We start from the raw sequence: 22,358 nt of genomic DNA on the forward strand, positions 1-22,358 counted from the left end.
CACGACCGCCGCGGCCGGCGCCGCCCACGACCCCCGGGGCGGCGCCGGGCAATTGTCGCCGGTGGCACATCTTCAGGCCCTCGTCAGCGGCGCGGTCGCCGGCCCACCGCGCCGGCCTTCGCCTTGAACGGGTGGGTCAGTCGCCGGGACGGACCGAGGCGACGAGAGCGGGCTGTGCGGGCGTGCTCTCAGTGCTGACGAACTCCTTGGCGGTCGACACCGACTTCGGGCAGCGGTTACGTTCGTCCCTGGTCATGGCGCGGGTGAAGAAGGTGACCGCATCGTCGGTGTCCACCGGGCCGGTGGCCGAGAAGTTGTTGACGTACCAGTAGTAGTGGCCGTAGAACTTCTTGCCGAAGTGCAGTTCGTAGGTGCCGGTCACCCTCTGCATCTGCGGGGCGTGGAAAATCTGGCCGACGCTCCACGGTGGCGTGGTCAAGGTGTCGGTGCGGGTGACGGTGTGCGACCAGGTCCAGGTGTGCTCGTAGGTGGCCGACACCGCGACCGAAAACTCCTCGCCGAACTTGTACTCCGCGGTGATCGTGATACCGATGCTGTTGGAGCCGCCGGTGGTGTCGGACCACGCGATCGACTCGTTCTGATTGACGGTGCTGCAGTTGTTGGCGTTGCGGCCGACCTGGTGGCGTGCGCCACCGAACTCCGTGCGCGACGACGGGTGGAAGACGCAGGAGTCCGTGCCGTTGTCGCACTTGTCCAGCAGTTCACGGACGGTGGGCATCGAGTCGGCGTGTGCGGCGGGCACGGTGGGCGTGATGACGCCGAGGGCGGCGACAGCGGCCACGACGAAGGTCAGTGCGGATCGGATGCGCATGGCGGTGGGACCGTTCCTTCTGGGTAAAGGGATTAGTCGAATCCGATGGACTGCGTCCGCTTGTCCATCAGCGGGCCGACGTACGGGGTGTCGGCCTTGAACTCGCCGTCGTGGTCACCGTTGTAGTTCGGACCGGAGTACAGGTTGAGCCAGCAGTTGCCCCAAGCCTGCAACGAGGAGATCCGGTTCGCCCAGCCGTACTTGGCGAGCTGGACGCCGAAGTCGCGTCCGTTGCCGTCCTTGCACGGGTGCGATCCGGTGATGGTGAACGAGGAACCGCCGTAGTTCTGGTCGTCGAAGACTCGACCGATGATCACGTCGTTGTTCGTCACGGCGGCCAACCGCGCGCCACAGGTCACCACGCCGGTTTCCAGCCGCAAGGTGCAGTGGGTGGCGGGCGCGGCACTGGCTGTCGCGGGCGTGCATATCGCGAGACCGGCGACGAGTGCGATTAAGGTCGCGACAGTACGTCTCATTTGTACCCCGATCCGAGGAGATGTTCTGGTGCGGGGCGAGCGTAGGGCCGTTCGCGATGGGGTGCCGAGGTCGCAAGCATGCCTCAGGTACTTTTCGCGCGCATCACCTGTCCTTGCGTACATCACACTTTTCGGTGGGAGTCGAAACGAATCGAACCGAACAAGGCCGACATGTGGCCGTTCGATGAATCACCGCCGACGCTGTGAGGACAAGCACCTTGCCGAACCTGGTGACCCTGCCGAAACTCGAGCGGGCGCCTTGCGCGATGCCGTGGTGGGGGAGCCGGATTCCACTGTGCACCCGCACCACCAACCCGCGGTCGGTCAGGGCGTCGACGTCGTGGCGCACGGTTATCGGCGCGACGCCTGGATTGTCGACGAGGTCGCTCAACAGCAGGGTTCCCCGAGCGCGCACCGGTGTGGTCCGTTCGATGCCCGCTGGTACAGCAAGGACATCACGCTTTCGCCGCGTGCCCGCGAGGTGTCCACGTCGACCTCGCCGAAAGCGCCCAGCCGGTCGGGGCCGACCACCTGGGTCCAGTCGGTCCAGCCGCTGGCCTTGGTGGCGTCCACGATCCGGCCGAAGGACATGACCACGTAGGCGTTGTCGGACCGGCCGGCGGTGAGGTGGATTCCATGTGCCATCGGCTTTCGGAGCTGACGACGTGACCGGTCCACTGTAGACTGCCGTGCGGCCAGTACGCGGAGCGGCCACGACTGCACTGGCGACGGTGTGCCGTCGGCGATGGCCAGCGCGAAGGCAACGTTCTTGGCGACCTGGCCCCGGGCCCACGGCACACTCCAGGTGCTGCCGGCGCGGCGTTGTGATCGGAACCCGGCGTGACGGTCGCCGTGAACAGGTGAGTCGTCGTGTCGTAGTGCACCGCGCCGACCGTGCCGTCGGTCGCCGTCGCCCTCGGTGCCTTCGGCGCATAGCCATGCGGCGTCACCGACTTTTCGTTGGTGGCAAACGTGACCCTGGTGTGCACGGTTCCGTCGTCGGACAGCCGGGAGATTCGCTTGCTGCCCAGCGACACGAACTTGCCCGCGTCACCGAGCAACGCGATGCCGGACGAGCCGACCGGCGCGACCACGTAGTACGAGCTGTCGGCGTTGACGGTGTCGGTGTACGTGCCGGCGGCCGGCACGAGTTTGCCGGCTCCGGTGAGGTAGTTGTACACATAGGACGGTCCGGCGATCCCCTGGTCGTCGGGGCGGAAGCTGATCGGCTGGAAACCGCCGTTGCGGGCGTAGGCGAAGAAGTACCCGTCGCGCAGCCCGTCGTGGTCGGTGTGCGTCGCGGCGACCATCGGCGGGGTGCCACCCTGCGCCGTCGCCGTACACCGAGTCCACGGGCACGATCGGCACGTCCGGCTTGACGATCACACCGTCCGCGCGGACGCTGCGCAGCAGGTTGGTGGTCTCGGTGCTCATGAACACGTCGGTCCACGGCCACTCACCGAGCGCGCTGGCCAGCCGCGAGTCGACCAGGCACCGGCACGTTCTGGTACACCCGGATGCTCCCACTGCGCGGCACGCCGTCGGTGTAGCCGAAGGTAGCCTGCTGGAACTCGCCGACGGCGTCGCGCCCGGTGGTGCTGCTCCCTGCTGGTCAGCGCGTGGCCGACGGATCCGTTGAAGGTCCAGTCCGCGGGCTGCTCGGTGTGGATCTAGTAGCTGCCGTCGGCGTTCACGGTCGCGGTGACGCCGGACGCCGTGGCCGCGGCGGACTGGGCGCCTGTCGTCCCCGCGGTGACGAGGAGGCCGTCGACGAGGAGCACGGCCGCGCGCGTGCCGAACCTGGCCATAGAGCTCATGCCTGTGTGAATCGGTGCTTGTGTGGGTGAAGTTCCCGGTGCCCATGTCGTGGCGCGTCAGTTGCGGAGCAGCGTGGCCAGGTCGACTGCGTTGGCCATCGCCTGGGTGCCGGCGTCGCCGGGATGCAGGTGATCGCCGGAGTCGTAGGCGGGGCGCAGACGGAACGAGTCGGCGGGGTCCGCGGTGGCGGCGTCGAAGTCGACCACTCCGTCGAACATGCCGCTGTGCCGGATCCAGTCGTTGAGCTGCTGCCAGGTCTGGCGGCGCGCCGGGGTGTCGATGGCCGACCCACCGAACGGGGTGAGGGTCGCGCCGACGATTCGGACGCCACGGGCGTGCGCGGCGGCGATCATCTGGCGGTAGCCGCCGATGATGGCGGTGGCGGTGGCGTCGTAGCCGATGTCGTTGACGCCCTCCAGGAGCACCACGGTCCGCACGCCGGTGACGCCCAGCGCGTCGCGCTGGAACCGGGTCACACCGGCGACCCCGTAGTACGGCTGGCCGGGCCGGTCGGCGATGACGCGGTTGCCGCCCAGGCCCGCGTTGGCCACCGACAGGGTCCTGCCGGGCTGCGCGGCCAGCCGCCGGGCCAGGAAGTCCGGCCAGCGGTGGTTGGCGTTGCCGGTCGTGTTGGCGGTGTCGGTGATCGAGTCGCCGAAGGCCACGACCGTGCCCGTCACCGCGGCCGCCGGCGCCACGTCCACCCCGTCGGCCAGCATCCAGCACGGGGTGGTCCCGAACCGGCCGCTGTCCGCGGCGAGGGTTGCGTCCCCGCCGGCCAGATAGTTGCCCTGGGCGGTGAACGGGTGGTTGGTCAGCGGCCCGGTCGGGCCGGCCACGTGTGCGCTGACCAGCAGCGTGGACAGCGCCGCGACCCGCAACGACACCGGGTCGCTGTACTCCTGCGCGCCCGCCGGCACGGTCACCGCACGCCGGCCCTGGAAGGTCAGCTCCCGCAGGGTGCCGGCGGCCGGGGTGGCGCCGTTGCCCTGCACCGCGACCGAGGCGTGGTCGACAGTCAGTGGCCTGGTGCCGAAGGTGTTGGTCAGCCGTACCCGCACGTGGTCGCCGCCGGCGCTGAGGAACACGACGTTGCGCACGGTCTGGTTGGTGAGCCCGGCACCGGCCGGGCAGGTGTTGCCGGGGATGGTGGATCCCACGACCGGGCTGACGGACCAGCCGGCGACCCAGGCGGTGGCGGCCGTCGCGGTGCCGGGCGCCGCCAGCGCGAGGCCGGCCGCTGCCAGCAGTGCCGCAAGTGTTCTGTTCACGTCCTTCGTCCTCCGGTGTCAGAACTCGAAGGCGCCGAGGTCCGGCGCCTTCCCGTTGTACGGCAGGCCGACGTTGGCGCCCTTGTCGATCAGGGAGCTGTTCGCGGCGAGGCGGAGGTTGGGCAGCACGGGCAGGCTGCCGTCGGCCTGGCGCGGCCCGTCCCAGCCGGACGTCGACACGCTGCGGAACTGCGAGTCCGACAGGGACACGCCCAGGTTCCAGGAGTTGTAGGAGGCGTTCGTGCCGGACATGTTCGACAGCAGGGTGCCGGTGTAGGCGATGTTGTTGCGCAGGTTGCCCAGACCGACCGCCTTGCCGCTGGAGTTGATCCCGAGCATGTTGAAGTCCGGGTGGTTGCCGTAGGCGGTGTTGTTGAAGTAGTCGTTGGCGATCGTGTGGTGGTTGGCGTAGAAGCCCGAGACCTTGTTGTCGAACGCCACCGAGTCGCGGACCGTGTGCTTGGCGCCGTTCGAGACGTAGACGCCGCCGTAGCCGCCCGCCTTGAAGCCGTTCCCGTTGCCGGCCGGCGCGGGCGTGGTCGACTCGGGCAGGTAGCCGTTGCGCCAGGTCCAGGAGTTCTCGATGGTCACCGAGGAGAAGGCGTTGATGAGGTCGAAGCCGTCGTCGGAGTTCCACCAGGCGCGGTCGCCGCGGAACACGTTGCCCGGGTGGTTGGCCGAGATGTGCGCGCCGAAGCCGTCGGCGCTCTGGCCGGCCCCGTTGGAGGTGTGCGGGTCGTAGTTGTCGTGCGAGTCGCAGTTGAGCACGAGGTTGTCGCCGCCGTCCTGGATGAACAGGCCGGGACCCATGTTGTTGTGGGCGTTGATCAGCTCGAACACGTTGTCGCTGCCCGAGATCCAGATGCCCCACGACTCGTGGTTGAGGTTGTTGTTCTGGGGCACGCCCTGGACTTCCAGCCCCTTGAGGTGGATCCAGTTGCCGGTGACGTCGAAGCCCTTGATGCGGCAGTTGTCCTTGACCTTGGAGAAGTCGAACACCGGCCGCTCGCCGGGGTAGGCGGCGTAGGTGATCAGGTTGCCCGAGCTGCCGCTGCGGCTCAGCGTGATCGCGTCCACCCGGTCGGTCTGGCTCTTGCAGCCGCTGTTCGCGTGCGAGTAGCCGTAGGTGCCGCCGCGGAAGTACACCGTGTCGCCCGGCTGGACGACGGACTGGGCGTGGGCGATCGAGGCCCAGGGGGCGGCCGGGGTTCCCGCCGCGCTGTCGCTGCCGGCGGGGGCGACGTAGTAGGTCCGGCCGGCAGCTGGACTGCCCACGGCCGCCGCACTGCCGAGGACGGTGACTGCGATCGCGGTCACCGCGGAGATCACCAAAGAACGTTTCATGCTCACTTCTCCCTCAGTCGCAGCTGCCCGAGCAGGGCACGAAAGGCGTGATGGCGCCGGTCAGAGTGGTCTTGCCCGACGTCAGCCCGCCGGCGCTCGCGGTCACCGTGATGACGCCCGGGCCGGTCGCCCGTACCAGCGCGTATGCCACGCCCTGGTAAGCCTTGCGAACGGTGCCGCGGAAGCTCTCCTGGACCGGGCTGCCGCTGTCGACCGCCACGATCACGCCCGGTCCGCTGATGCTGTAGGTGATCGGCGTGGACGAACTGGTCACGACTCGGCCGGAGGCGTCCGCGACGGTCGCCTTCACGTACGAGACGTCGTTGACGTCCGTGGACACCGTGGTCTCGTCCGGAGCGAGCAGCACCTTGGCGGCCGTGGTGCCGGTCGGCGGCGGAGAAGTCCGGGGCGCACCCCATGTGCTCTGCCAGGAGTACCCGATCGGCCGCACCGTGCCGACCGCGTCCATCAGGCCGAAACCGCTCTCGACGTTCGGCCACAACTTGTCGGCCTCGCCGAGGTAGGCCGCGCCGGTCCAGACGAACAGGCCCGTGACGCCCGGGTTGTTCTTCACCGTCGTCCACGCCGACGTGTCGGTGCCCATCTCGGTGAACAGCCCGGGCCGCGCGGGCGACGCCTTCATGGCCTTGATGACGTCGTCGGGCCGGTAGTTGCCGCCGAAGACGTCGAGGGTGGTGCGGGTGGCGCCGGTGACGTCGCCGCTGTCGGCCGGTCGGAACAGGGCCTGGGTGACCGGGCGACTCGGGTCCAGCGCGTGCGAGATGGACACCATCCTGGTCAGCAGCGGCGTGCGGGTCGACAGCGAGTCGCGGATCTCGTTGCCGGCGCTCCACATCGCCACACTGGGGTGGTTGCGGTCGCGGGCGACGATGCTGGTGGCGTCGACCTGGTACCACGGCGCCGAGCCGGTCGCGGCAGGTACTGGTGGGGCGCCGGTGGGCGAGGACGCGGTGCGGTTGAAGTACGTCGCGTAGTCGCCGACGTCGGAGTACTTGTGCTGGGTCCAGACGTCGAAGAACTCGTCCAGCACCAGGAAACCCATCCGATCTGTGAGCTCCAGGAAGGCTGGACTCGGCGGGTCGTGCGCGGTCCGGATCGCGTTCACGCCCAACGCCTTGAGCTCGGCCAGCCGCCGTTGCATGGCCCGCTGCGGGGCCGCCATGCCGAGCGCGTGGTAGTCCTGGTGCAGCGCGACGCCTTGGAACTTCACGCTCTTGCCGTTCAGCTTCATCCCGTCCGAGGCGCTGAACGTCAGGCTGCGGATGCCGACCGGGGTGATGTCGTCGTCGACCGCCGAGCCGCCGGCGATCACGTCGGTGGCCAACGAGTACAGGTTCGGCGTAGCCAGGTTCCAGAGCTTGGGGCTGCTCACCGGCACGTCATAGCCGAAGGTCGCCGAGGCGCCGGTGGCGATGGTCTTCGCGGCGGTGGTGACCGGGGACAGTGTCATGCCGTCCGGATCGGTGAGCACCCCCTGCACGCTCACGTTCGCTGTCGCGTTGCCGCTGTTGACCACGGTGGTCTGCGCGTGGACCGTGGTGAGGTTCGGTGTCGTGACGTAGGTGGCCCACTGGTCGACGTGCACCGGATCCGTCGCGATGAGACGGACGTCGCGGTAGATCCCGGCGCCGGTGTAGTACCGGGACGCCGGTTGCGGGCTGGTGTCGGTCTTGACGGCGATGACGTTGTCGGCGCCGCCGAACTTCGCCGCTGCCGTGATGTCGTAGCGGAAGCTGGTGTAGCCGTCGGGATGGGTGCCGATGAGCGCGCCGTTCACGTACACGCTCGCGTTGGCCATCACGCCGTCGAACTCGATGTACACCTTGCGGGTGCTGGGCACCCCGGACAGCGAGAAGTGCTTGCGGTACCAGCCGATTCCCGACGGCGCGTAACCGCCGCGGCCGGTGCTCGGGGCCGACTGGGAGAACGGGTCGGACGGTGGGTTCGGGCCTTCGATGCTCCAGTCGTGCGGAACGCTGAGGGTGCGCCAGCTGCCGTCGGGATAGGCGCCGCCGCCGGCGCCGCTCGCGTCGCCGTAGTGGAACAGCCAGCCGGGGTCGAAGTCGGTGACCGTGCGGAACCGGTTGGCGGCGTCCGCGGAGGTGGCGCCGGCGACGTGCGTGGCGGCCGGCGTGACCGCTTCCACCGTGCTCGGGGCCAGCGCCACCGCCACGATGCTCGCGGCGGCGACGGCCAACCGCCGGCTGATGGCGAACCTACGCATGGCACTCCCTTCTCCAGGGGTTCGTGACGGCGGGCGGCTCACCCGATGATCTGTGCGAGCCGGGCGGCGATCTTCTGGTGTCCGCCGTCGGTGGGATGCGTGCCGTCCGCGGTGTCGGAGGCGGTGATCCAGCCTTCGGTGTCGATGAACCGGACCTTGCCGTCGCCGGCCTTGATGCGGGCGGCGACCGCGGCCTTGGTCTCGTTGACGTACAACTTGTGGAAGGTCTCCATCGCGTAGAGGGTGGCGTTCGGGTACTTCGCACGGATCCGGGCCAGCAGCGTGGTGTACGCGGCCTGGAACTGGGAGCCGGAGACGCCGTGCCCGACGTCGTTGGTGCCGAGGTTGATCACCACGTCGCCGGCCTGGTAGCGGGAGAAGTCCCAGTCCGGTGTGCTGGTGTCCACTCCCGTCTTGAAGTACCGGTCGCGCATGCCGATGCATCCGGAGGACGGGGAGAGGCAGACACTGGGGCGGGCGATCTCGGTGTGCGCGGCGCCGAGCTTCTCCGCGGTCAGCCAGCCGTATGCGGTCAGCGCCTCCTTGGACGACCGGTAGCCGGCCGTGATCGAGTCGCCGACGAACTCGATGATCCGGGACGGCACGCTCGGCGCCACGGTATGCGCGCCGGAGTCCAGGGTCACGCCCTGGAACACCCCGTCGCCGTGATAGGAGCCGGCGTCCTGGCGGTAGGCCACACGCAGCGTGTGCGTGCCGGACGGCAGCCGGGTCGGGGTCAGGTTCACGGTTCCGTGAACGTTCGGGTGCGTCACCCAGCCGCCGTTGTCGATGCTGGTGTACAGGTCGACGCTGTTGCGCTGGCGCAGTTGCACCGTGGTGCCGGTGAAGCCGAGCACCGCGTACGCGCCGGCCCATTCGGACGCGTACGTGCTCGGCGACCGGGTGTCCCAGCGTCCGAAGTACCGGATGTTGGAGTCGGTGGGCGAGCCGTCACCGGTGGCGGCCGAGGCCGGCTGCACCGCGGTGGTCACCGCGGCCACGACCGCCACGACGACGGCCACTGCTCGCGACCTTGTGCTGAGGGGCATGGCCTTCTCGTCTCTGTCCAGTGTGAACGGTCAGCGCAGGTAGCCGACCAGCGGCAGGTTCAGCTCGCGAATGCCCTGCACGACGAGATTGGCCATCTGCGTCGCGCCGTACAGCGAGAAGTGCGTGTTGTCGCTGACGCCGTCGCTGGCCTTGCTGAGATAGATCTTCTGCGAGCCGGCCGGGCCCAGGCCCTGCACGAGGTTCTTGCTCTTGGCGGTCAGGTCGACCACCGGCACGTTCGCGCTCTTGCCGAGCGCGCGGATCACCGCGGGCAGGTCGACGCCCTTGGTGTTGACGTGCAAGGCGGTCGGCGTGAGCGTGGTGCCGTTGAACAGCCGCCGTACCGGCGGCGTCACCAGCACCGGGATGCCGCCGCGCTCCCGCACACCGTTGACCATCGCGGCCAGGTTGTTGTGGAAAGCGCTTTCCGATGTGTCCTTGTCGTTGTGCCCGAACTGGATGAACACCAGGTCCTTGGGCTTGATCAATGCCTTGAGCGTGGGAAACAGCGCCTTGTTGGCCAGGAAGCTGCCGGAGCTCTCGCCGGAGTCGGCGTAGTTGGCGATCACGGCGCCGTTGCGCACGTCCGTGGGCAGGATCTGGCCCCAGCCCGTGTAAGGGGCCACCGGCTGGTCGCAGACGGTCGAGTCGCCGGCCAGGTAGGCCACCAGCGGTGAGTTGGCCTTGGTCACCGTCAGGGAGCTGATCGCCGGGGAGCTGCCCGCGAAAGTGATGTCCAACCCCGGTGTTCCGGTGCCGCCCTGGCCGGTGGGCTGCCCCTCCGGACTGCGCACGTTGACCGTGACGGTGGTCGGGACGACCTGGCCCGTGGCGGTCGAGACGGCGGTCAGGATCTGCCTGCGTGCCTCGACCGACATCGACGTGTTGGCCGCCTTGGTGGCGCTGCCGAGGCCCACGGTGACGTCGTAGTTGCCCGGCGACACATCGAAGTGGCACTTGATCGGTGCGGTCCCCGAGCACTGCGCGGGCAGGGCGTGAGGTGCGGCAGTCGCGATCGGCGTGGGAACCAGCACTGCCGCGGTCACGCCGGTCATGAGGATCACTTGACGCATGAGGGACATGGGCTTCTCCTGTCGTGCCTGTCCGTGCGGAGGCGCGTGGTCGCGGCGCAGTCGGTGAAGTTGTTGTCGCGCAAGGGCACTTGATCAATCACGTGAGGCAGGGCCGCTCGGAGGAGGTTACTGCCGGCCCGCTTCGTCGCCAAAAACGTTTCAAAAGCTGACGTTCCCCGGTTCTGGAACAGCGAGCCCACCGACTGTCGGTCGCTCGTGCGGTTATCGCCGTTCTTGCCGGTAGGAACCGGTTTCGGGCTGCCGCCGGCACGATCGACGACGGGTGTCCGGCCCGTTTTGGCCGATGAAAATTTCAGGAGATCGTGGCGACCGCCGTGTCCCATTGCGATGGTCGAGCGGAGACACCGGCGAGAAACGCAGTGCGCCATATGGCGGTAAGCGCTTTCCCAAGCTCATGCGGACTGCTCCCTGGCTGCCCTGATCACTGCCAGGCGCCTGCGTAGTGGTCGTAGGCACGGGTCGAGCTCCCGGTGATCTCCGTGGCCGCCGGCAACTCGCGGCCTCGGGCGTCCGGATCGGGCACCGAGGCGGCGAGCAGCCGCGTGTACGGGTGCCGCGGGGTGAGGATCACCTGGTCGGCGGGGCCACGCTCGACGACCCTGCCCCGGTACATCACGATGATGTCGTCCGAGAAGTGCCGGGCGGTCGCCAGGTCGTGAGTGATGTAGAGAACCGCCAGGTTCTCCTCGGTTCGCAGTCGGGACAACAGGTTCAGCACGCCGAGACGGATCGACACATCCAGCATCGACACCGGCTCGTCGGCGACGACCACCTCGGCCCCAGGGGCCAGCGCGCGGGCGATCGCGACCCGCTGCCGCTGGCCCCCGGACAGCTCGTGCGGCCGCCGCCGCGCGAACTCCGCCGCCGGCCGCAGGCTCACCCGATCCAGCAGCTCCGCCACCTTCTGCTGGACGTCCCGGCCGCGCTGGGCCTGGCCGTGCAGCAGCAGCGGTCGGGCCAGGTGGTGGCCGACGGTGTGCATCGGGTTGAGCGAGGCGAACGGGTCCTGGAACACCATCTGCACCAGGTCCCGGTACGACCGGTCCGGGCGGTCGTCGCTGAGGCTGATCGTGCCCGACGTCGGCCGGTCGAGGCGGGCGATCAGCCGGGCCACCGTGGACTTGCCCGACCCGGACTCGCCGACCAGGCCCAGTGTCCGGCCGGCGCTGAGGGTGAACGACACGTCGTCGACCGCGCGCAGCGTGCCGCGCCGCAGCCCCGACCGGACGGTGAAGTCCTTGACCAGGTTGCGTACGTGCATCGTGGTCACTGCACTCCTCCGACCGCCGATTCGGTGAGGCTGGGAAACGAACGCAGCAGCTGCTGGCTGTACGGGTGCTGTGCGGCCGTGCGGATGTCGTCGGCGGCGCCGTACTCGACGATCTCACCGTCTCGCATCACCGCGATGTGGTCGCTGATCTCCAGCAGCAGCGGCAGGTCGTGGGTGATCAGCAGGACCGCGAAGCCCAACTCGTCGCGGAACCGCAGGAGCTGGCGCAGGATCTCCCGCTGCACCACGACGTCCAGGGCTGTCGTCGGCTCGTCCATGATCATCACCTGTGGGTCGAGCAGCAGCGCCATCGCGATCATCACCCGCTGGCGCATGCCGCCGGACAGCTCGTGCGCGTACGAGCCGAGTCGCTCGGGGTCGATGCCGACCAGACGCAGCACCTCGACGCAGCGGCCGCGGCGTTCGTCGCGGCGCAACCGCGGGCGGTGGGTGCGCAGCACGTCGTCGAGCTGGCGGCCGACCGGGGTCACTGGATTCAGCGAGTTCATCGCGCCCTGGAACACCATGGACAGCTTGGTCCAGCGGAACGCTCGCAGCTGCTCCGGTGACAGCCGCAGCACGTCGAGGGCCGTGCCGTCGCGGTCGTGGAACAGCACCGACCCGGAGGTGACTTCGGCCGGCGGGCGGTGCAGGCGGTTGATCGCGTAGGCCAGTGTCGTCTTGCCGCAGCCGGATTCGCCGGCCAGGCCGAGGATCTCGCCGCGGCGCAGCGTCATGGAGACGTTGCGGACGGCGGCCGCGTGCGTGCCGTAGACCACGGTCAGGTCCCGCACGGTCAGGACGGCGTCCGGGGCTGGGCGCACCGCCGGCGCGTCGGGCTCGATCCTGGTGGCGCCGGATCGGGCCGCGGCCGAGCGCAGCCGGGGATTGATGATCTCGTCGATGCTGAAGTTGATCAGCGACAGACCGCACCCGAACAGCGCGATCAGCAGCCCGGGCGGCACGAACCACCACCACGCGCCGCGTTGCAGCGCGAAGCCGTTCTGCGCGTAGTACAGCATCGTGCCCAGTGTCGAGGCGTTCGACGAGCCCAGTCCGACGAAGGACAGGCCCGCCTCGCTCAGGATCGCCAGCAGCACCGAGAACACGAACTGCGAGGCCAGCAACGGCGCCAGGTTCGGCAGGATCTCCACGACGACGATCCGCCAGGTCTTCTCGTCGGCGACCTTGGCCGCCGCCACGTAGTCCCGGTTGCGCAGCGAGAGCGTCTGCGCCCGCAGCACGCGGGCCGACGCCGCCCAGCCGGTGACCGCGAGCACGATGGCGATCGTCCACGAGCCACGCTGTTCGGGCGGCACGAAACCGGCGATCACGATCACCAGCGGCAGGCCCGGGATCACCAGCATCACGTTGGTGAACAAGGAGATCAGTTCGTCGACGACGCGGCCCATGTAGCCGCCGACGATGCCGAAGGCGCCGGACAGCAGCGTGGCCATCAGCCCGACCAACAGGCCGATCTGCAGCGAGCCGCGGGTGGCGGCGGCCAGCTGGGCGAACACGTCCTGGCCCGTCTGTGTCGTGCCGAGCAGATGTCCGCCACCGGGCGGGGTCATGCCGATGTCGCGGATGGCGTCGGGGTCGCCGGCGAACAGCGGGGCGAGGAGTCCGAACAGCGCGATCGCCAGCACCAGGCCCAAACCGACACCGAGCTTGGCGGACCAGCGGGGGAGCAGCAGGTTCACGGCACTCTCCTCAGTGGCTCACGCGGGTACGGGCGTCGAGCAGGCCGTAGAGCAGGTCGACGACGAGGTTGGCGCCCAGCACGGCGACCGTGATCACCAGGAAGACCCCCTGCATCAGCGCGTAGTCGTTGTTCTGGACGGCCTGCAGCAGCTTGGATCCGATGCCCGGATACGAGAAGACCTGCTCCGTGACGATGGAGCCGGACACCACGAAGCCCAGCGAGATCGCGAAGCCGGCGACCGAGGGCAGTACGGCGTTGCGGGCGGCATAGCGGATCATCACCCTGGCGTCGCGCAGCCCCTTGGCCTGGGCGGTCAGCACGTAGTCCTCCGAACCGGCCGACACCATCATGTTCCGCATGCCCAGCAGCCAGCCGCCGACCGAGGAGATCACGATCGTCAGCGCCGGCAGCGCCGCGTGGTAGACGGCCGAGGACAGGAAGTCGGCATTGAACCCGGGCGTGAGCGTGACGTCATAGCCGCCGTTGAGCGGGAACCAGCCGAGTGCCGAAGCGAACAGCGCCACCAGGATCAGCGCCAGCCAGAAGTACGGCACCGCGGCCAGCACGGTGGTCGCCGGCACCAGGGTGTCCAGCCAGCTGCCACGCTTCCACCCGACCACCGCGCCCAGTCCCACACCGACCACGAACGAGATGACCGTCGCCACGCCGACCAGGACGACGGTCCACGGCAGCGACTGCATGATCACGTCGGACACCTTGGCCGGGAACTCGCTGACCGAGATGCCGAACTCCCCGTGCAGCAGGTTGCCGAGGTAGCCGAAGTACTGCTGGGGCAGCGACTGGCCGTCGTTCGTGCCGAGCATCAGCGCGTAGGCCCGGCGCACCGACGGATCGACGGCGCCGCCCCGCTGCGCCAGCTTCGCCATCAGGGTGTCCACCGGATTGCCCGGCATCAGCCTGGGGATGAGGAAGTTCAGCGTGACCGCCGCCCAGAGCGCGACCACGTAGAAGCCGATCTTGCGCGCGTAGTACGCCATGTCACTGCCCGGTGGGCTTGAGCGCGGTGAAGACCTGCGCCGCGTCCGGCCGTCCCCACACCGCGGGGAAGGCGTACAGGTTGTCCTTGCTGGGCCAGCCGGTGAACTTCTTCGCGTTGTACTCGCTGGTGGTGCCGCCGGTCAGGATCGGGATGTAGGGCAGCTGGTCCTCGATGTGGGACTGAATGGTGTCGTAGTACGGCTGCCGGGCGGCCGTGTCGCTGGTCTGCGTCTTGCGCAGCTCGGCCAGCGCCTTGTCCACGTCGGGGTCGGAGAACCGGGCGAAGTCGGGGTTGGCGGTCTGGCCGACCGGTGCGGTGTTGGCGCTGTCGAAGAAGTAGTTCCAGAGGTAGTACGGGTCGGCGGCCGGACCCTGGTAGAGCGAGTCGATCAGCAGCTGGAACTGGCCCCGGCCGCGCGAGTCTGACCACTGGTTCCAGGACTCCTGCTGGGCGGTCAGCTTGATGCCGATCTTCTGCAGCTGCTGGGCCATCGTGTTCACGGCGGTGATGTAGTCCGTCCAGCCGGACACCACCTGCACGGTCAGCGTCAGCGGCGTGCCGTCCTTGGCGTACCCGCCGTCGGCGCCCTTGCGGTAGCCGGCCTGCTGGAGCAGCTGCTCGGCCTTGGCGGTGTCCGGCGCGTCCGGCGCCAGCTTGTTCCGCAGCTTGCCCGAAATCAGCTTGTCGTCGCGGCCGGCCAGCGCGAAGCCGGGGGAGATGGGGCTCGCGGTGTCCTCGAAGGCGAGTGAGTTGAGCTGCTTGCGGTTGATCGCGTAGTAGATGGCCTGGCGCACGGCCGGATCGGTCTGCGGGCCGGTGCAGCCCAGCTGGGCGTTGGCGCAGGTGAACAGCGCCATCTGGTTCATCGGCACGGTGATCGCCTGGTAGCCGGGATAGTTCTTGGCCACGTTCTTGATGTCGGGCACCGGTCCGGTCTGCCAGTCGATCTGACCGGCCGCCAGCGCGTCGGCGCCGGACTGGTTGCCCGACAGCGCCAGGTAGCGCAGCTGCTTCACCGCGGGCTCGCCGCCCCAGTAGTGCGGGTTGGCCTTGAGCGTGAAGGCCTGCGGCTTGAACTCCGCGAGTTCGTACGCCCCGGTGCCCACCGGTTTGGCCACCACGTCGGTGGCCGGGTCCTTGACGTCCTTCCACAGATGCCGCGGCACGATGTACAGCCGGCCGAGCACCTGTGGCCCCTGCATGTAGGCCGGCTCGGGGAAGGTGATCACGACGTGGGCGGGGTCGACCGCCTTGGCCTGCCCGTCGTAGCCGGTGGCGTTGATGGACTTGTTGGCCGCGACCATGTCCAGGGTGAACACCACGTCGTCGGCGGTGAATTTCTGGCCGTCGGTCCAGGTGGCGTTGTCGCGCAACGTGATCGACAGCTGGGTGCCGTCGGCGTTCCAGCTGTACGCCGTGCCGAGCAGGGGCTTGGGCGGGTCGGTTCGCACCTGGTTGAAGTAGAACATCGGCTCGAAGATCGTGCCGGGGCCCTCGATCGGGCTCGGCGAGAACGGGTTGAAGTTGACCTGGTAGTCGCCGGCCTGTCCGGTGTAGACGACGAGCGTGCCGGTGTCGGCGGCGCTCTTGCCGCTCGCGCATCCGGTGGCGAGCGCGGCGACCGCGACCACTGCGACGACGGCCGCGCGTGCGCGGCCACGACGTGCCTGTGGGAACATCGTTGATCCTCTCCTGGCTCCGGCTTCCGTGCGGGTGGCTAGCTGCCGACCATCGCCTCGGCGTCCTCGCCGAGCAGATGGGCGGTGACGAAACCGTTCGGTCGAGCGGCGGCAGGGGACCCGGTGGCGAAGCCGGCGCCGCTGGCGCCGCGGCGGCGTCCAGCGGGGAAAGGCGTGTGTGCCCTGGCGTCCATGGCAACCCCTCCCATGAGCTGGCAAGCCAAACACGGAACCGGTTAAGCGTCAATGGTCGAGGTCCGTCGCTGAAGTGCTGTTAACCGGTACAGTCCCCTGCCATGAGAGGTGTCGGGTCGGATCGGCATCGGTCCTGGTGGCGGCTGCGTCGCGGCCCTTGATTGCTAAGCTCGGCCTAACCGGTTCAGCGCGTTCGGAGGCAATCTTGGTGAGACGTCCTACCATCGCGGACATCGCCAGGGAGGCCGGAGTCTCCAAGGTGGCGGTCTCCTACGCGCTCAACGGTCGGCCCGGCGTCTCCGACGACACCAGGCGGCGCATCGCGGCCATCGCCCGGCAGTTGGGGTGGGCGCCCAGTAGCGCGGCCAGGGCGCTGTCGGACGGCAAGGCGGGCGCGATCGGCGTCGTCGTCGACCGGCCCGCCGAGGTGCTGGGCGTGGAGCCCTTCTTCATGCGGCTGATGGCGGGCATCCAGAACGGCCTCGGCGAGGGGCAGACCTCGCTGCTCATGCAGGTGTCCTCCCGTCAGGCCGTCGAGTTGGAGATCTACCGGCGCTGGCACGCCGAGCGCCGAGTCGACGGCGTGCTGCTGGTCGACCTGCGCGTGGAGGACGCCAGGCTGGACCTGGTCACCGGGCTCGGCCTGCCGGCGGTGGTGATCGGCGGGCCACTGGGGCGTGCCGACCTGCCGTGTGCCTGGACCGACGACGCCGCCGGCATGACCGAGGTGCTCGACTACCTCGCCGCGCTGGGGCACCGGCGGGTGGTGCACATCGCCGGCCCCGCGGAGTTCGTGCACACCAGGGTTCGCGCGCAGGCGTTCGCCGCGGCCACTGCCCGGCTGGGCATGACCGAGTCGCGGACCGTGCACACCGACTACTCCGACGAGGGCGGCGCCAGCGCGGCCCGGCGTGCGCTGGTGGCGGAGCGCCCGCCGACCGCGCTGGTGTTCGACAACGACGTGATGGCCACGGCCGCGCTCGGCGTCGCCCAGGAGTTGGGCCTGTCGGTGCCCGGCGACCTTTCCCTGGTGGCTTGGGACGATTCGGTGCTGTGCCGGCTGGTCCGACCGGCGTTGAGCGCGCTGCGCAGGCCGGTGGTGGACTACGGCGAGCTGGCGGTGTCCATGCTGCTGCGCCTGCTGGACGGCGAGGTGGTTGAGGACCAGGCCGCCGCGCAGCCCACGCTGGTCGTCAGGGGCAGCACCGGGCCACCCCGGACGGAGCGTTGACTTAACCGGTTAATCACCGTAGAAACATCCGGGTGAGGAAACCCCTGTCGCAAGGATGGACACTGCGTCCCGCATCCGGGGGACCGGTCATCGACGCCGCCGTTCCCGGCTGCGTGCACACCGATCTGTTGGCCGCCGGGCGGATTCCCGATCCCTACCTGGACGGCAACGAGGCGGACCTGGCCTGGATCGGCCGCACCGACTGGTGCTACGCGACCGTGTTCGACTGGGAACCCGACGGCCACGACCATGTCGACCTGGTCTGCGAGGGACTGGACACCATCGCCACGATCGAGCTGAACGGCACGATCGTCGGTGAAACCCACAACATGCACCGCACCTACCGGTTCGAGGTGCGCGAGCTGCTGCGGGTCGGTGTCAACACGCTGATCGTGACGTTCGCGTCCGCGCTCGATCACGTCGAGAAGGCGCGGGCGGAACTCGGTGACCGGCCGCACGTCAACCGCTTCCCGTACAACTACCTGCGCAAGATGGCCTGCAACTTCGGCTGGGACTGGGGGCCGGAGCTGGTGACGGCCGGCATCTGGCGGCCGATCGCCCTGGAGTCCTGGTCGACGGCCCGGCTGGCGGCGGTGCGTCCGCTGGCCTCGGTGCAGAAGGCAGGTGTCGCAGTGCATCTGGACGTGCGGCGCTCAGGGGCCACAGTGGACGATCACCTGCTGGTGGCGGTGCGGGTTGGCGACACAGTGTCGCAGAGCACGCTCCCGGAGGGGGTGCACAGCACCGTCGTCGAGGTCGCGGTGGACAACCCGCGGCTGTGGTGGCCACGCGGTCACGGCGCGCAACCGCTCTACCCGGTTCGGGTCGAGCTGATCGGCGCGCAGGGCGTGATCGACACCTGGGTGGGGGAGATCGGCTTCCGTACGGTCGAGGTGCGCAGCGAGCCCGACGAACTCGGCACCTCGTTCACCTTGGTGGTCAACGGGAAGCCGATTTTCGCCCGCGGTGTCAACTGGATCCCCGACGACTGTTTCCCGCACCGGGTCGACGAGCACCGCTACCGCGACCGGCTGACGCAGGCGTGCGACGCGGGCGTCAACCTCGTCCGGGTGTGGGGCGGCGGGATCTATGAGAGCGAGGACTTCTACGGCCTGTGTGACCGGATGGGACTGTTGGTGTGGCAGGACTTCCTGTTCGCGTGCGCCGCGTATCCCGAGGAACAGCCGCTCTACGACGAGGTCGCGGCCGAGGCGCGGGAGGCAATCACCCGACTGTGCCCGCATCCCAGTCTCGCGGTGTGGAACGGCGGCAACGAGTGCGCGTCCGGCTACCACAACTGGGGCTGGCAGGAGCGGCTCGGCGAGCTCAGCTGGGGCCTCGGCTACTACCTCGACCTGTTGCCCAAGTTGCTGTCCGAACTGGACCCGACCCGGCCGTACACGCCACACAGTCCCTGGTCGATGTCCCCCGACGTGGACCCCGACGATCCCGACCACGGCAGCATGCACATCTGGGACGTCTGGAACCACCGTGACTATCTCGCCTACCGCGAGCACATCCCCCGGTTCGCCGCCGAGTTCGGCTTCCAGGGGCCGCCAAGATGGTCGACCCTGGTGCGAGCGGTGCATGACGAACCGTTGACTCCGCGTTCGCCGCACATGCTGGCGCACCAGAAGGCGGAGGACGGCGCCGGCAAGCTCGAAGCGAGGCTGGCGGAGCACTTCCCGCCGCCGCTCACGGTCGAGGACTGGCACTGGGCGACGCAGCTGAACCAGGCGCGGGCGCTGACCGTGGGGATCGAGCACTTCCGATCGTGGGCACCGCGGTGCGCCGGCACGATTGTGTGGCAGCTCAACGACTGCTGGCCGGTGACGTCCTGGGCGGTGATCGACGGCGACGGCGGTCGCAAGCCGGCCTGGTACGCCTTACGCAACGCCTACGCCGACCGGCTGCTGACCGTGCAGCCGCGCGGGGCCGATCTGGCGTTGGTCGCCGTCAACGACAGCGACCGCGACTGGACCGCGAGCGTGCACGTGCGGCGGATGTCCTTCGACGGCGACGTGCTCGATGATCTTCTGGTTGATGTCGACGCCGCGGCAAGGCAAACCGTGACCACGGTGTTGCCGGCGGGCTTGGTCGATGCCCAGCGGCCGGAGTCCGAGCTGCTGGTCGCCGACGCCGCCGACGTCCGGGCGACCTGGTTCTACCGGCCCGACCGGCTGCTGTCGCTGCCGGCGCCGCGGTTCGATGTGGAGGCCGTGCCGGTGCCCACCGGCTACCTGCTCACCGTCACCGCCGAGACCCTGTTGCGAGATCTCGCGGTGCTCGCCGACCGGGTGGCCGGGGACGCGGAGGTCAGCGACATGCTGACGACCTTGCTGCCGGGCGAGAAAACCTCTTTCCTGGTGCGGACTTCCGCCGAACTCGATCCGGCGCGGCTGCTTGACCCGATGGTGCTGCGGTGCGCGAATCAGCTCGGCCAACGGCAGTGACCGTGCACGTCGCCGAACCACCGCTGGCACGCCAGCGGTGGTTCGCTCGCCCTCGGGGTGTCCGGACGACGTCGTGCTCGACGACCCGGCTCAGCTCACGACGGTGGGCCAGCCGTTGGCACTCCAGGACAGGTGGTTGAGCCCGAGTTGGGCGGTGCCACCCTGATTTCCGTTGTAGTAGTGGTAGACGAGCACTTCGCCGTCGTTGTCGTGCAGCACCGTCTGCCCGCCGGGGCCGATCACGTAGCCGTGGGTGCCGAGGATCTGAGTGCCGCCGCCGGAAGTCGCGCTCACGCCGTTCTCGTCCACGTACGGGCCGGTGGGGCTGGTGGCGCGGGCGACCATGATCCGATAGGTGCTGTTGGTGCCGCGGCAGCAGTAGTCGAACGAGGTGAACAGGTAGTAGTAGCCGCCGTGCGGATAGACGTAGGCGCCTTCGATCGCGTCGGGGCTGGGCCGCTGGGCGATACCGTAGCGGGTGGTGTTGCTCGCCGGCTGCTTTCCGGTGGCCGGGTCGAGCTGGATCATCTTGATGCCGGACCAGAACGAGCCGAACGACAGCCACCAGCGCCCGGCCGCGTCCACCGTCAGCGCCGGGTCGATCGCGTTGTAGTCGCCGCTGCTCTGCGAGGAGTAGACCAGGCCGTGGTCGGTCCATGAGCCGGGTGCGGCGGTGGTGCTGGTGGCCAGGCCGATGGCGGAGTGGTTGGAGCCGAAGGAGGAGACGGCGTAGTAGAGCCAGTACACGCCGTTGTGGAAGGAGACGTCCGGCGCCCACAGGTCCTTCCAGCCCTTGTACGCGGTGGCCCAGGTCGCGCCGCCGGGCAGTGCCTGCCCGGCGGCGGTCCAGTGCACCCGGTCCGTGGAGGTGCTGATCTGGATGCCGCCGCCGGTGTAGAACAGGTAGTAGCGGCCGGATGCGGTCCTGATCATGGACGGGTCGTGCGCGTAGGTGGCGCCGCTGATCGTCTCGGGGTTCGGATAGGCCGCCGCTGCGGCGTCCGGGGCGAAGGCGGTGATCATGGCCAGCACCAACGCGGCCAGCAACAGCACGCCGGTGCGACGTCGAAGGATGGAAGTCACGAGCATGCCTCCATGCCGAGTCGGGAGGGGAGTGTGGATGCTGCCGGGGGAGCCGCCCGGCGGCGCGGTGCATTCGTCCATTGTGAACGCTCCCAAGATTGGACAACCGTCCTGCGCTGGGCCATCGTCGGATCGCGGCATCCGCTCATGAAGGTTTCACAGCGGAGCGGTATGTGGTTCGGGCACAACGACAAGGACACCACGGGGACCGCCCTCCGTGGCAACGTCACGAAGATGGTCAACCGGTGTGCGTGACCGGGGCGGCATCCCGGTGCTGCTGACGCCGCCTGTGCGACGGTCGTCGGCGTGACGCCGACCTGGGTGCAGATCGGCAACGAGATCAACTCGGGCATCTGCCACCCGGTCGGCAGCGTGACGAACCCGGCGCAGATGACCGGGCTGCTCAATGCCGCACACGACGAGGTCAAGCAGGTCTTCCCCAACGCCCTGGTCATGATTCACCTGGCGCAGCCGCAGAAGTACAGCTCCATGACGACCTTCTTCAGCGGCTTCAGCGGGCATGGCGGCAAGTGGGACATGAACGGTTTCTCCTCCTACGGCAGCGCCAGCCTCGCGCCGAGCATCGTGGCCAACATGAAGTCGATCTCGAACGCGTACGGCAAGCCCTACATGCAGGTCGAGTTCGGCGGACCGGTCAGCAAGGTGAGCAGCACGGAAGCCACGATCAAGGCGTACCTGACCGCGCTCAAGAACGACGGCGGACAGGGACTGCTGTACTGGGAACCCGAGGTCGGCTACGGCAACGGCGCCTGGGACTCCGCCACCCATGAGCCGACCGCAATCATGAACGGCTTCACCGCCGTGTGAACCGTGGCGGCCGCCAGCACGGTCGAGTGCTTCTTGTGGTGTGCAAGTGGGTAGCCGCTGGCCCGGCACCCGGTCGAGTGGATCGCGTTCGACGGCCGGCACACCGAACTGCTGTCGTACCTTCCGGGCCTGACGTGGCGGTTCTTCACCCAGTTCTGAGTCGACGGCGGCAAGGGCGTGTCTGACAATGCTGTGGTCCACGTGACCACGGCGTGAAGGACGATCGCCGCCCGGTAGACCACCGCGAGCTTGTCGTTCCGAATGGCGATACCCCGCCACTGCTTGAGGACGTTGAACCCACGCTCGTCGTGGAGATCATCGATCCGTGACAACCGCTCGCATGGGCGTGGTGTCCTGGGCCGGGTGTCCGGACCTACGGCTAGAGGGGCGCGGTCGAGTTGCGTACCACCAGTTCGGTGGCGAGTTCGATGTGGTGGGACTCGATTTTCTCGCCGTCGGCCAGGCGAAGCGCGGTCCGCAGGGCGACGCCGCCCATCTCCCGCAGCGGCTGTCGTACGGTGGTCAGCGGCGGCGAGGCCATCCGGGCGAGGAGCGTGTCGTCGAAGCCGACCACGCTCAGGTCTTCCGGAATGCGCAGGCCGCGGGTACGGGCGGTCTCGATTATGCCCAGCGCGATCTCGTCATTGCCGGCGAAGATCGCCGTCGGTGGCTCTGCGAGGTCCAGCAGCGCCCCGGCGCCGAGCAGACCGCTCCGGTAGGTGAAATTCTCCCGGCCGGACGTAGGCGCGGGGGCACGCGTCACGCATGGGCGCCACCTGTGGGC

20 protein-coding genes and 1 pseudogene are annotated in these 22,358 nt (G+C 68.9%); 4 read left to right on the forward strand and 17 right to left on the reverse strand.

The window, feature by feature from the left end:
- Nucleotides 1-136: 136 nt before the first annotated feature.
- The 4 genes from AB0M73_RS27810 to AB0M73_RS27825 form a co-directional block, all read right to left on the reverse strand.
- The gene (locus tag AB0M73_RS27810; RefSeq protein ID WP_363896159.1) at nucleotides 137-832 is read right to left on the reverse strand and encodes a hypothetical protein; all 696 of its coding nucleotides are present in this window, start codon (nucleotides 830-832) and stop codon (nucleotides 137-139) included.
- 32 nt (nucleotides 833-864) lie between these two features.
- The gene (locus AB0M73_RS27815) at nucleotides 865-1,212 is read right to left on the reverse strand and encodes a peptidase inhibitor family I36 protein (RefSeq protein ID WP_363896162.1); all 348 of its coding nucleotides are present in this window, start codon (nucleotides 1,210-1,212) and stop codon (nucleotides 865-867) included.
- A gap of 199 nt (nucleotides 1,213-1,411) precedes the next feature.
- Nucleotides 1,412-1,723 (reverse strand): DeoR family transcriptional regulator, encoded by a 312-nt coding sequence (locus AB0M73_RS27820; protein WP_363896165.1) that lies wholly within the window; start codon nucleotides 1,721-1,723, stop codon nucleotides 1,412-1,414.
- Complete coding sequence (locus AB0M73_RS27825; protein WP_363896168.1) at nucleotides 1,696-2,106, reverse strand: hypothetical protein; 411 nt, start codon at nucleotides 2,104-2,106, stop codon at nucleotides 1,696-1,698. The genes AB0M73_RS27820 and AB0M73_RS27825 overlap by 28 nt, the downstream gene beginning before the upstream one ends.
- 165 nt (nucleotides 2,107-2,271) lie before the next feature.
- Here AB0M73_RS27825 and AB0M73_RS27830 point away from each other — a divergent pair, with 165 nt between their 5' ends.
- On the forward strand, nucleotides 2,272-2,406 hold the full coding sequence (locus AB0M73_RS27830) for a hypothetical protein (RefSeq protein WP_363896171.1): 135 nt from the start codon (nucleotides 2,272-2,274) through the stop codon (nucleotides 2,404-2,406).
- Between the two features lie 572 nt (nucleotides 2,407-2,978).
- Here the strand turns inward: AB0M73_RS27830 and AB0M73_RS27835 are convergent.
- The 11 genes from AB0M73_RS27835 to AB0M73_RS27885 form a co-directional block, all read right to left on the reverse strand.
- Complete coding sequence (locus AB0M73_RS27835) at nucleotides 2,979-3,116, reverse strand: hypothetical protein (RefSeq protein ID WP_363896174.1); 138 nt, start codon at nucleotides 3,114-3,116, stop codon at nucleotides 2,979-2,981.
- A 66-nt stretch (nucleotides 3,117-3,182) separates the two neighbouring features.
- Nucleotides 3,183-4,397, reverse strand: a complete 1,215-nt coding sequence (locus tag AB0M73_RS27840; protein ID WP_363896177.1) for an SGNH/GDSL hydrolase family protein — start codon at nucleotides 4,395-4,397, stop codon at nucleotides 3,183-3,185.
- Nucleotides 4,398-4,415: 18 nt separating this feature from the next.
- Nucleotides 4,416-5,741, reverse strand: coding sequence for a right-handed parallel beta-helix repeat-containing protein (locus AB0M73_RS27845; RefSeq protein WP_363896179.1), 1,326 nt, complete (start codon nucleotides 5,739-5,741; stop codon nucleotides 4,416-4,418).
- 13 nt (nucleotides 5,742-5,754) lie between these two features.
- A complete protein-coding gene (locus tag AB0M73_RS27850) occupies nucleotides 5,755-7,986 on the reverse strand; it encodes a glycoside hydrolase family 2 TIM barrel-domain containing protein (protein WP_363896182.1) in 2,232 nt (743 codons plus the stop codon).
- Between the two features lie 38 nt (nucleotides 7,987-8,024).
- On the reverse strand, nucleotides 8,025-9,008 hold the full coding sequence (locus tag AB0M73_RS27855; protein ID WP_363896185.1) for a GDSL-type esterase/lipase family protein: 984 nt from the start codon (nucleotides 9,006-9,008) through the stop codon (nucleotides 8,025-8,027).
- Nucleotides 9,009-9,065: 57 nt separating this feature from the next.
- Entirely contained in the window at nucleotides 9,066-10,118 is a 1,053-nt protein-coding gene (locus tag AB0M73_RS27860; RefSeq protein ID WP_363896188.1) for a rhamnogalacturonan acetylesterase, read from the reverse strand.
- A 433-nt stretch (nucleotides 10,119-10,551) separates the two neighbouring features.
- On the reverse strand, nucleotides 10,552-11,400 hold the full coding sequence (locus tag AB0M73_RS27865) for an ATP-binding cassette domain-containing protein (RefSeq protein ID WP_363896191.1): 849 nt from the start codon (nucleotides 11,398-11,400) through the stop codon (nucleotides 10,552-10,554).
- Nucleotides 11,397-13,103, reverse strand: a complete 1,707-nt coding sequence (locus tag AB0M73_RS27870) for a dipeptide/oligopeptide/nickel ABC transporter permease/ATP-binding protein (protein WP_363896194.1) — start codon at nucleotides 13,101-13,103, stop codon at nucleotides 11,397-11,399. Before AB0M73_RS27870 ends, AB0M73_RS27865 begins: the two co-directional genes overlap by 4 nt.
- Nucleotides 13,104-13,113: 10 nt before the next feature.
- On the reverse strand, nucleotides 13,114-14,103 hold the full coding sequence (locus tag AB0M73_RS27875) for an ABC transporter permease (protein ID WP_363896197.1): 990 nt from the start codon (nucleotides 14,101-14,103) through the stop codon (nucleotides 13,114-13,116).
- 1 nt (nucleotide 14,104) lies between these two features.
- Nucleotides 14,105-15,784, reverse strand: a complete 1,680-nt coding sequence (locus AB0M73_RS27880; protein WP_363896200.1) for an ABC transporter substrate-binding protein — start codon at nucleotides 15,782-15,784, stop codon at nucleotides 14,105-14,107.
- A 38-nt stretch (nucleotides 15,785-15,822) separates the two neighbouring features.
- Nucleotides 15,823-15,978, reverse strand: coding sequence for a hypothetical protein (locus tag AB0M73_RS27885; RefSeq protein ID WP_363896202.1), 156 nt, complete (start codon nucleotides 15,976-15,978; stop codon nucleotides 15,823-15,825).
- A 209-nt stretch (nucleotides 15,979-16,187) separates the two neighbouring features.
- Between AB0M73_RS27885 and AB0M73_RS27890 the strand changes: the two genes are divergently transcribed.
- Nucleotides 16,188-17,210: a LacI family DNA-binding transcriptional regulator gene (locus AB0M73_RS27890; protein ID WP_363896323.1), complete on the forward strand. Its 1,023-nt coding sequence runs from the start codon at nucleotides 16,188-16,190 to the stop codon at nucleotides 17,208-17,210.
- A 32-nt stretch (nucleotides 17,211-17,242) separates the two neighbouring features.
- Complete coding sequence (locus tag AB0M73_RS27895; protein ID WP_363896204.1) at nucleotides 17,243-19,663, forward strand: glycoside hydrolase family 2 protein; 2,421 nt, start codon at nucleotides 17,243-17,245, stop codon at nucleotides 19,661-19,663.
- 90 nt (nucleotides 19,664-19,753) lie between these two features.
- On the opposite strand, the gene AB0M73_RS27900 is transcribed toward AB0M73_RS27895, so the two are convergent.
- Complete coding sequence (locus AB0M73_RS27900) at nucleotides 19,754-20,752, reverse strand: arabinan endo-1,5-alpha-L-arabinosidase (RefSeq protein ID WP_363896206.1); 999 nt, start codon at nucleotides 20,750-20,752, stop codon at nucleotides 19,754-19,756.
- Nucleotides 20,753-21,052: 300 nt separating this feature from the next.
- Between AB0M73_RS27900 and AB0M73_RS27905 the strand changes: the two genes are divergently transcribed.
- Complete coding sequence (locus AB0M73_RS27905) at nucleotides 21,053-21,574, forward strand: glycosyl hydrolase 53 family protein (protein ID WP_363896209.1); 522 nt, start codon at nucleotides 21,053-21,055, stop codon at nucleotides 21,572-21,574.
- 379 nt (nucleotides 21,575-21,953) lie between these two features.
- On the opposite strand, the pseudogene AB0M73_RS27910 reads toward AB0M73_RS27905, so the two are convergent.
- Nucleotides 21,954-22,298 (reverse strand): annotated as a pseudogene (locus AB0M73_RS27910) (substrate-binding domain-containing protein); the annotation flags it as partial.
- Between the last annotated feature and the right edge of the window lie 60 nt (nucleotides 22,299-22,358).

The organism is Kutzneria sp. NPDC051319 (assembly GCF_040682195.1).
Taxonomy (GTDB): Bacteria; Actinomycetota; Actinomycetes; order Mycobacteriales; family Pseudonocardiaceae; genus Kutzneria.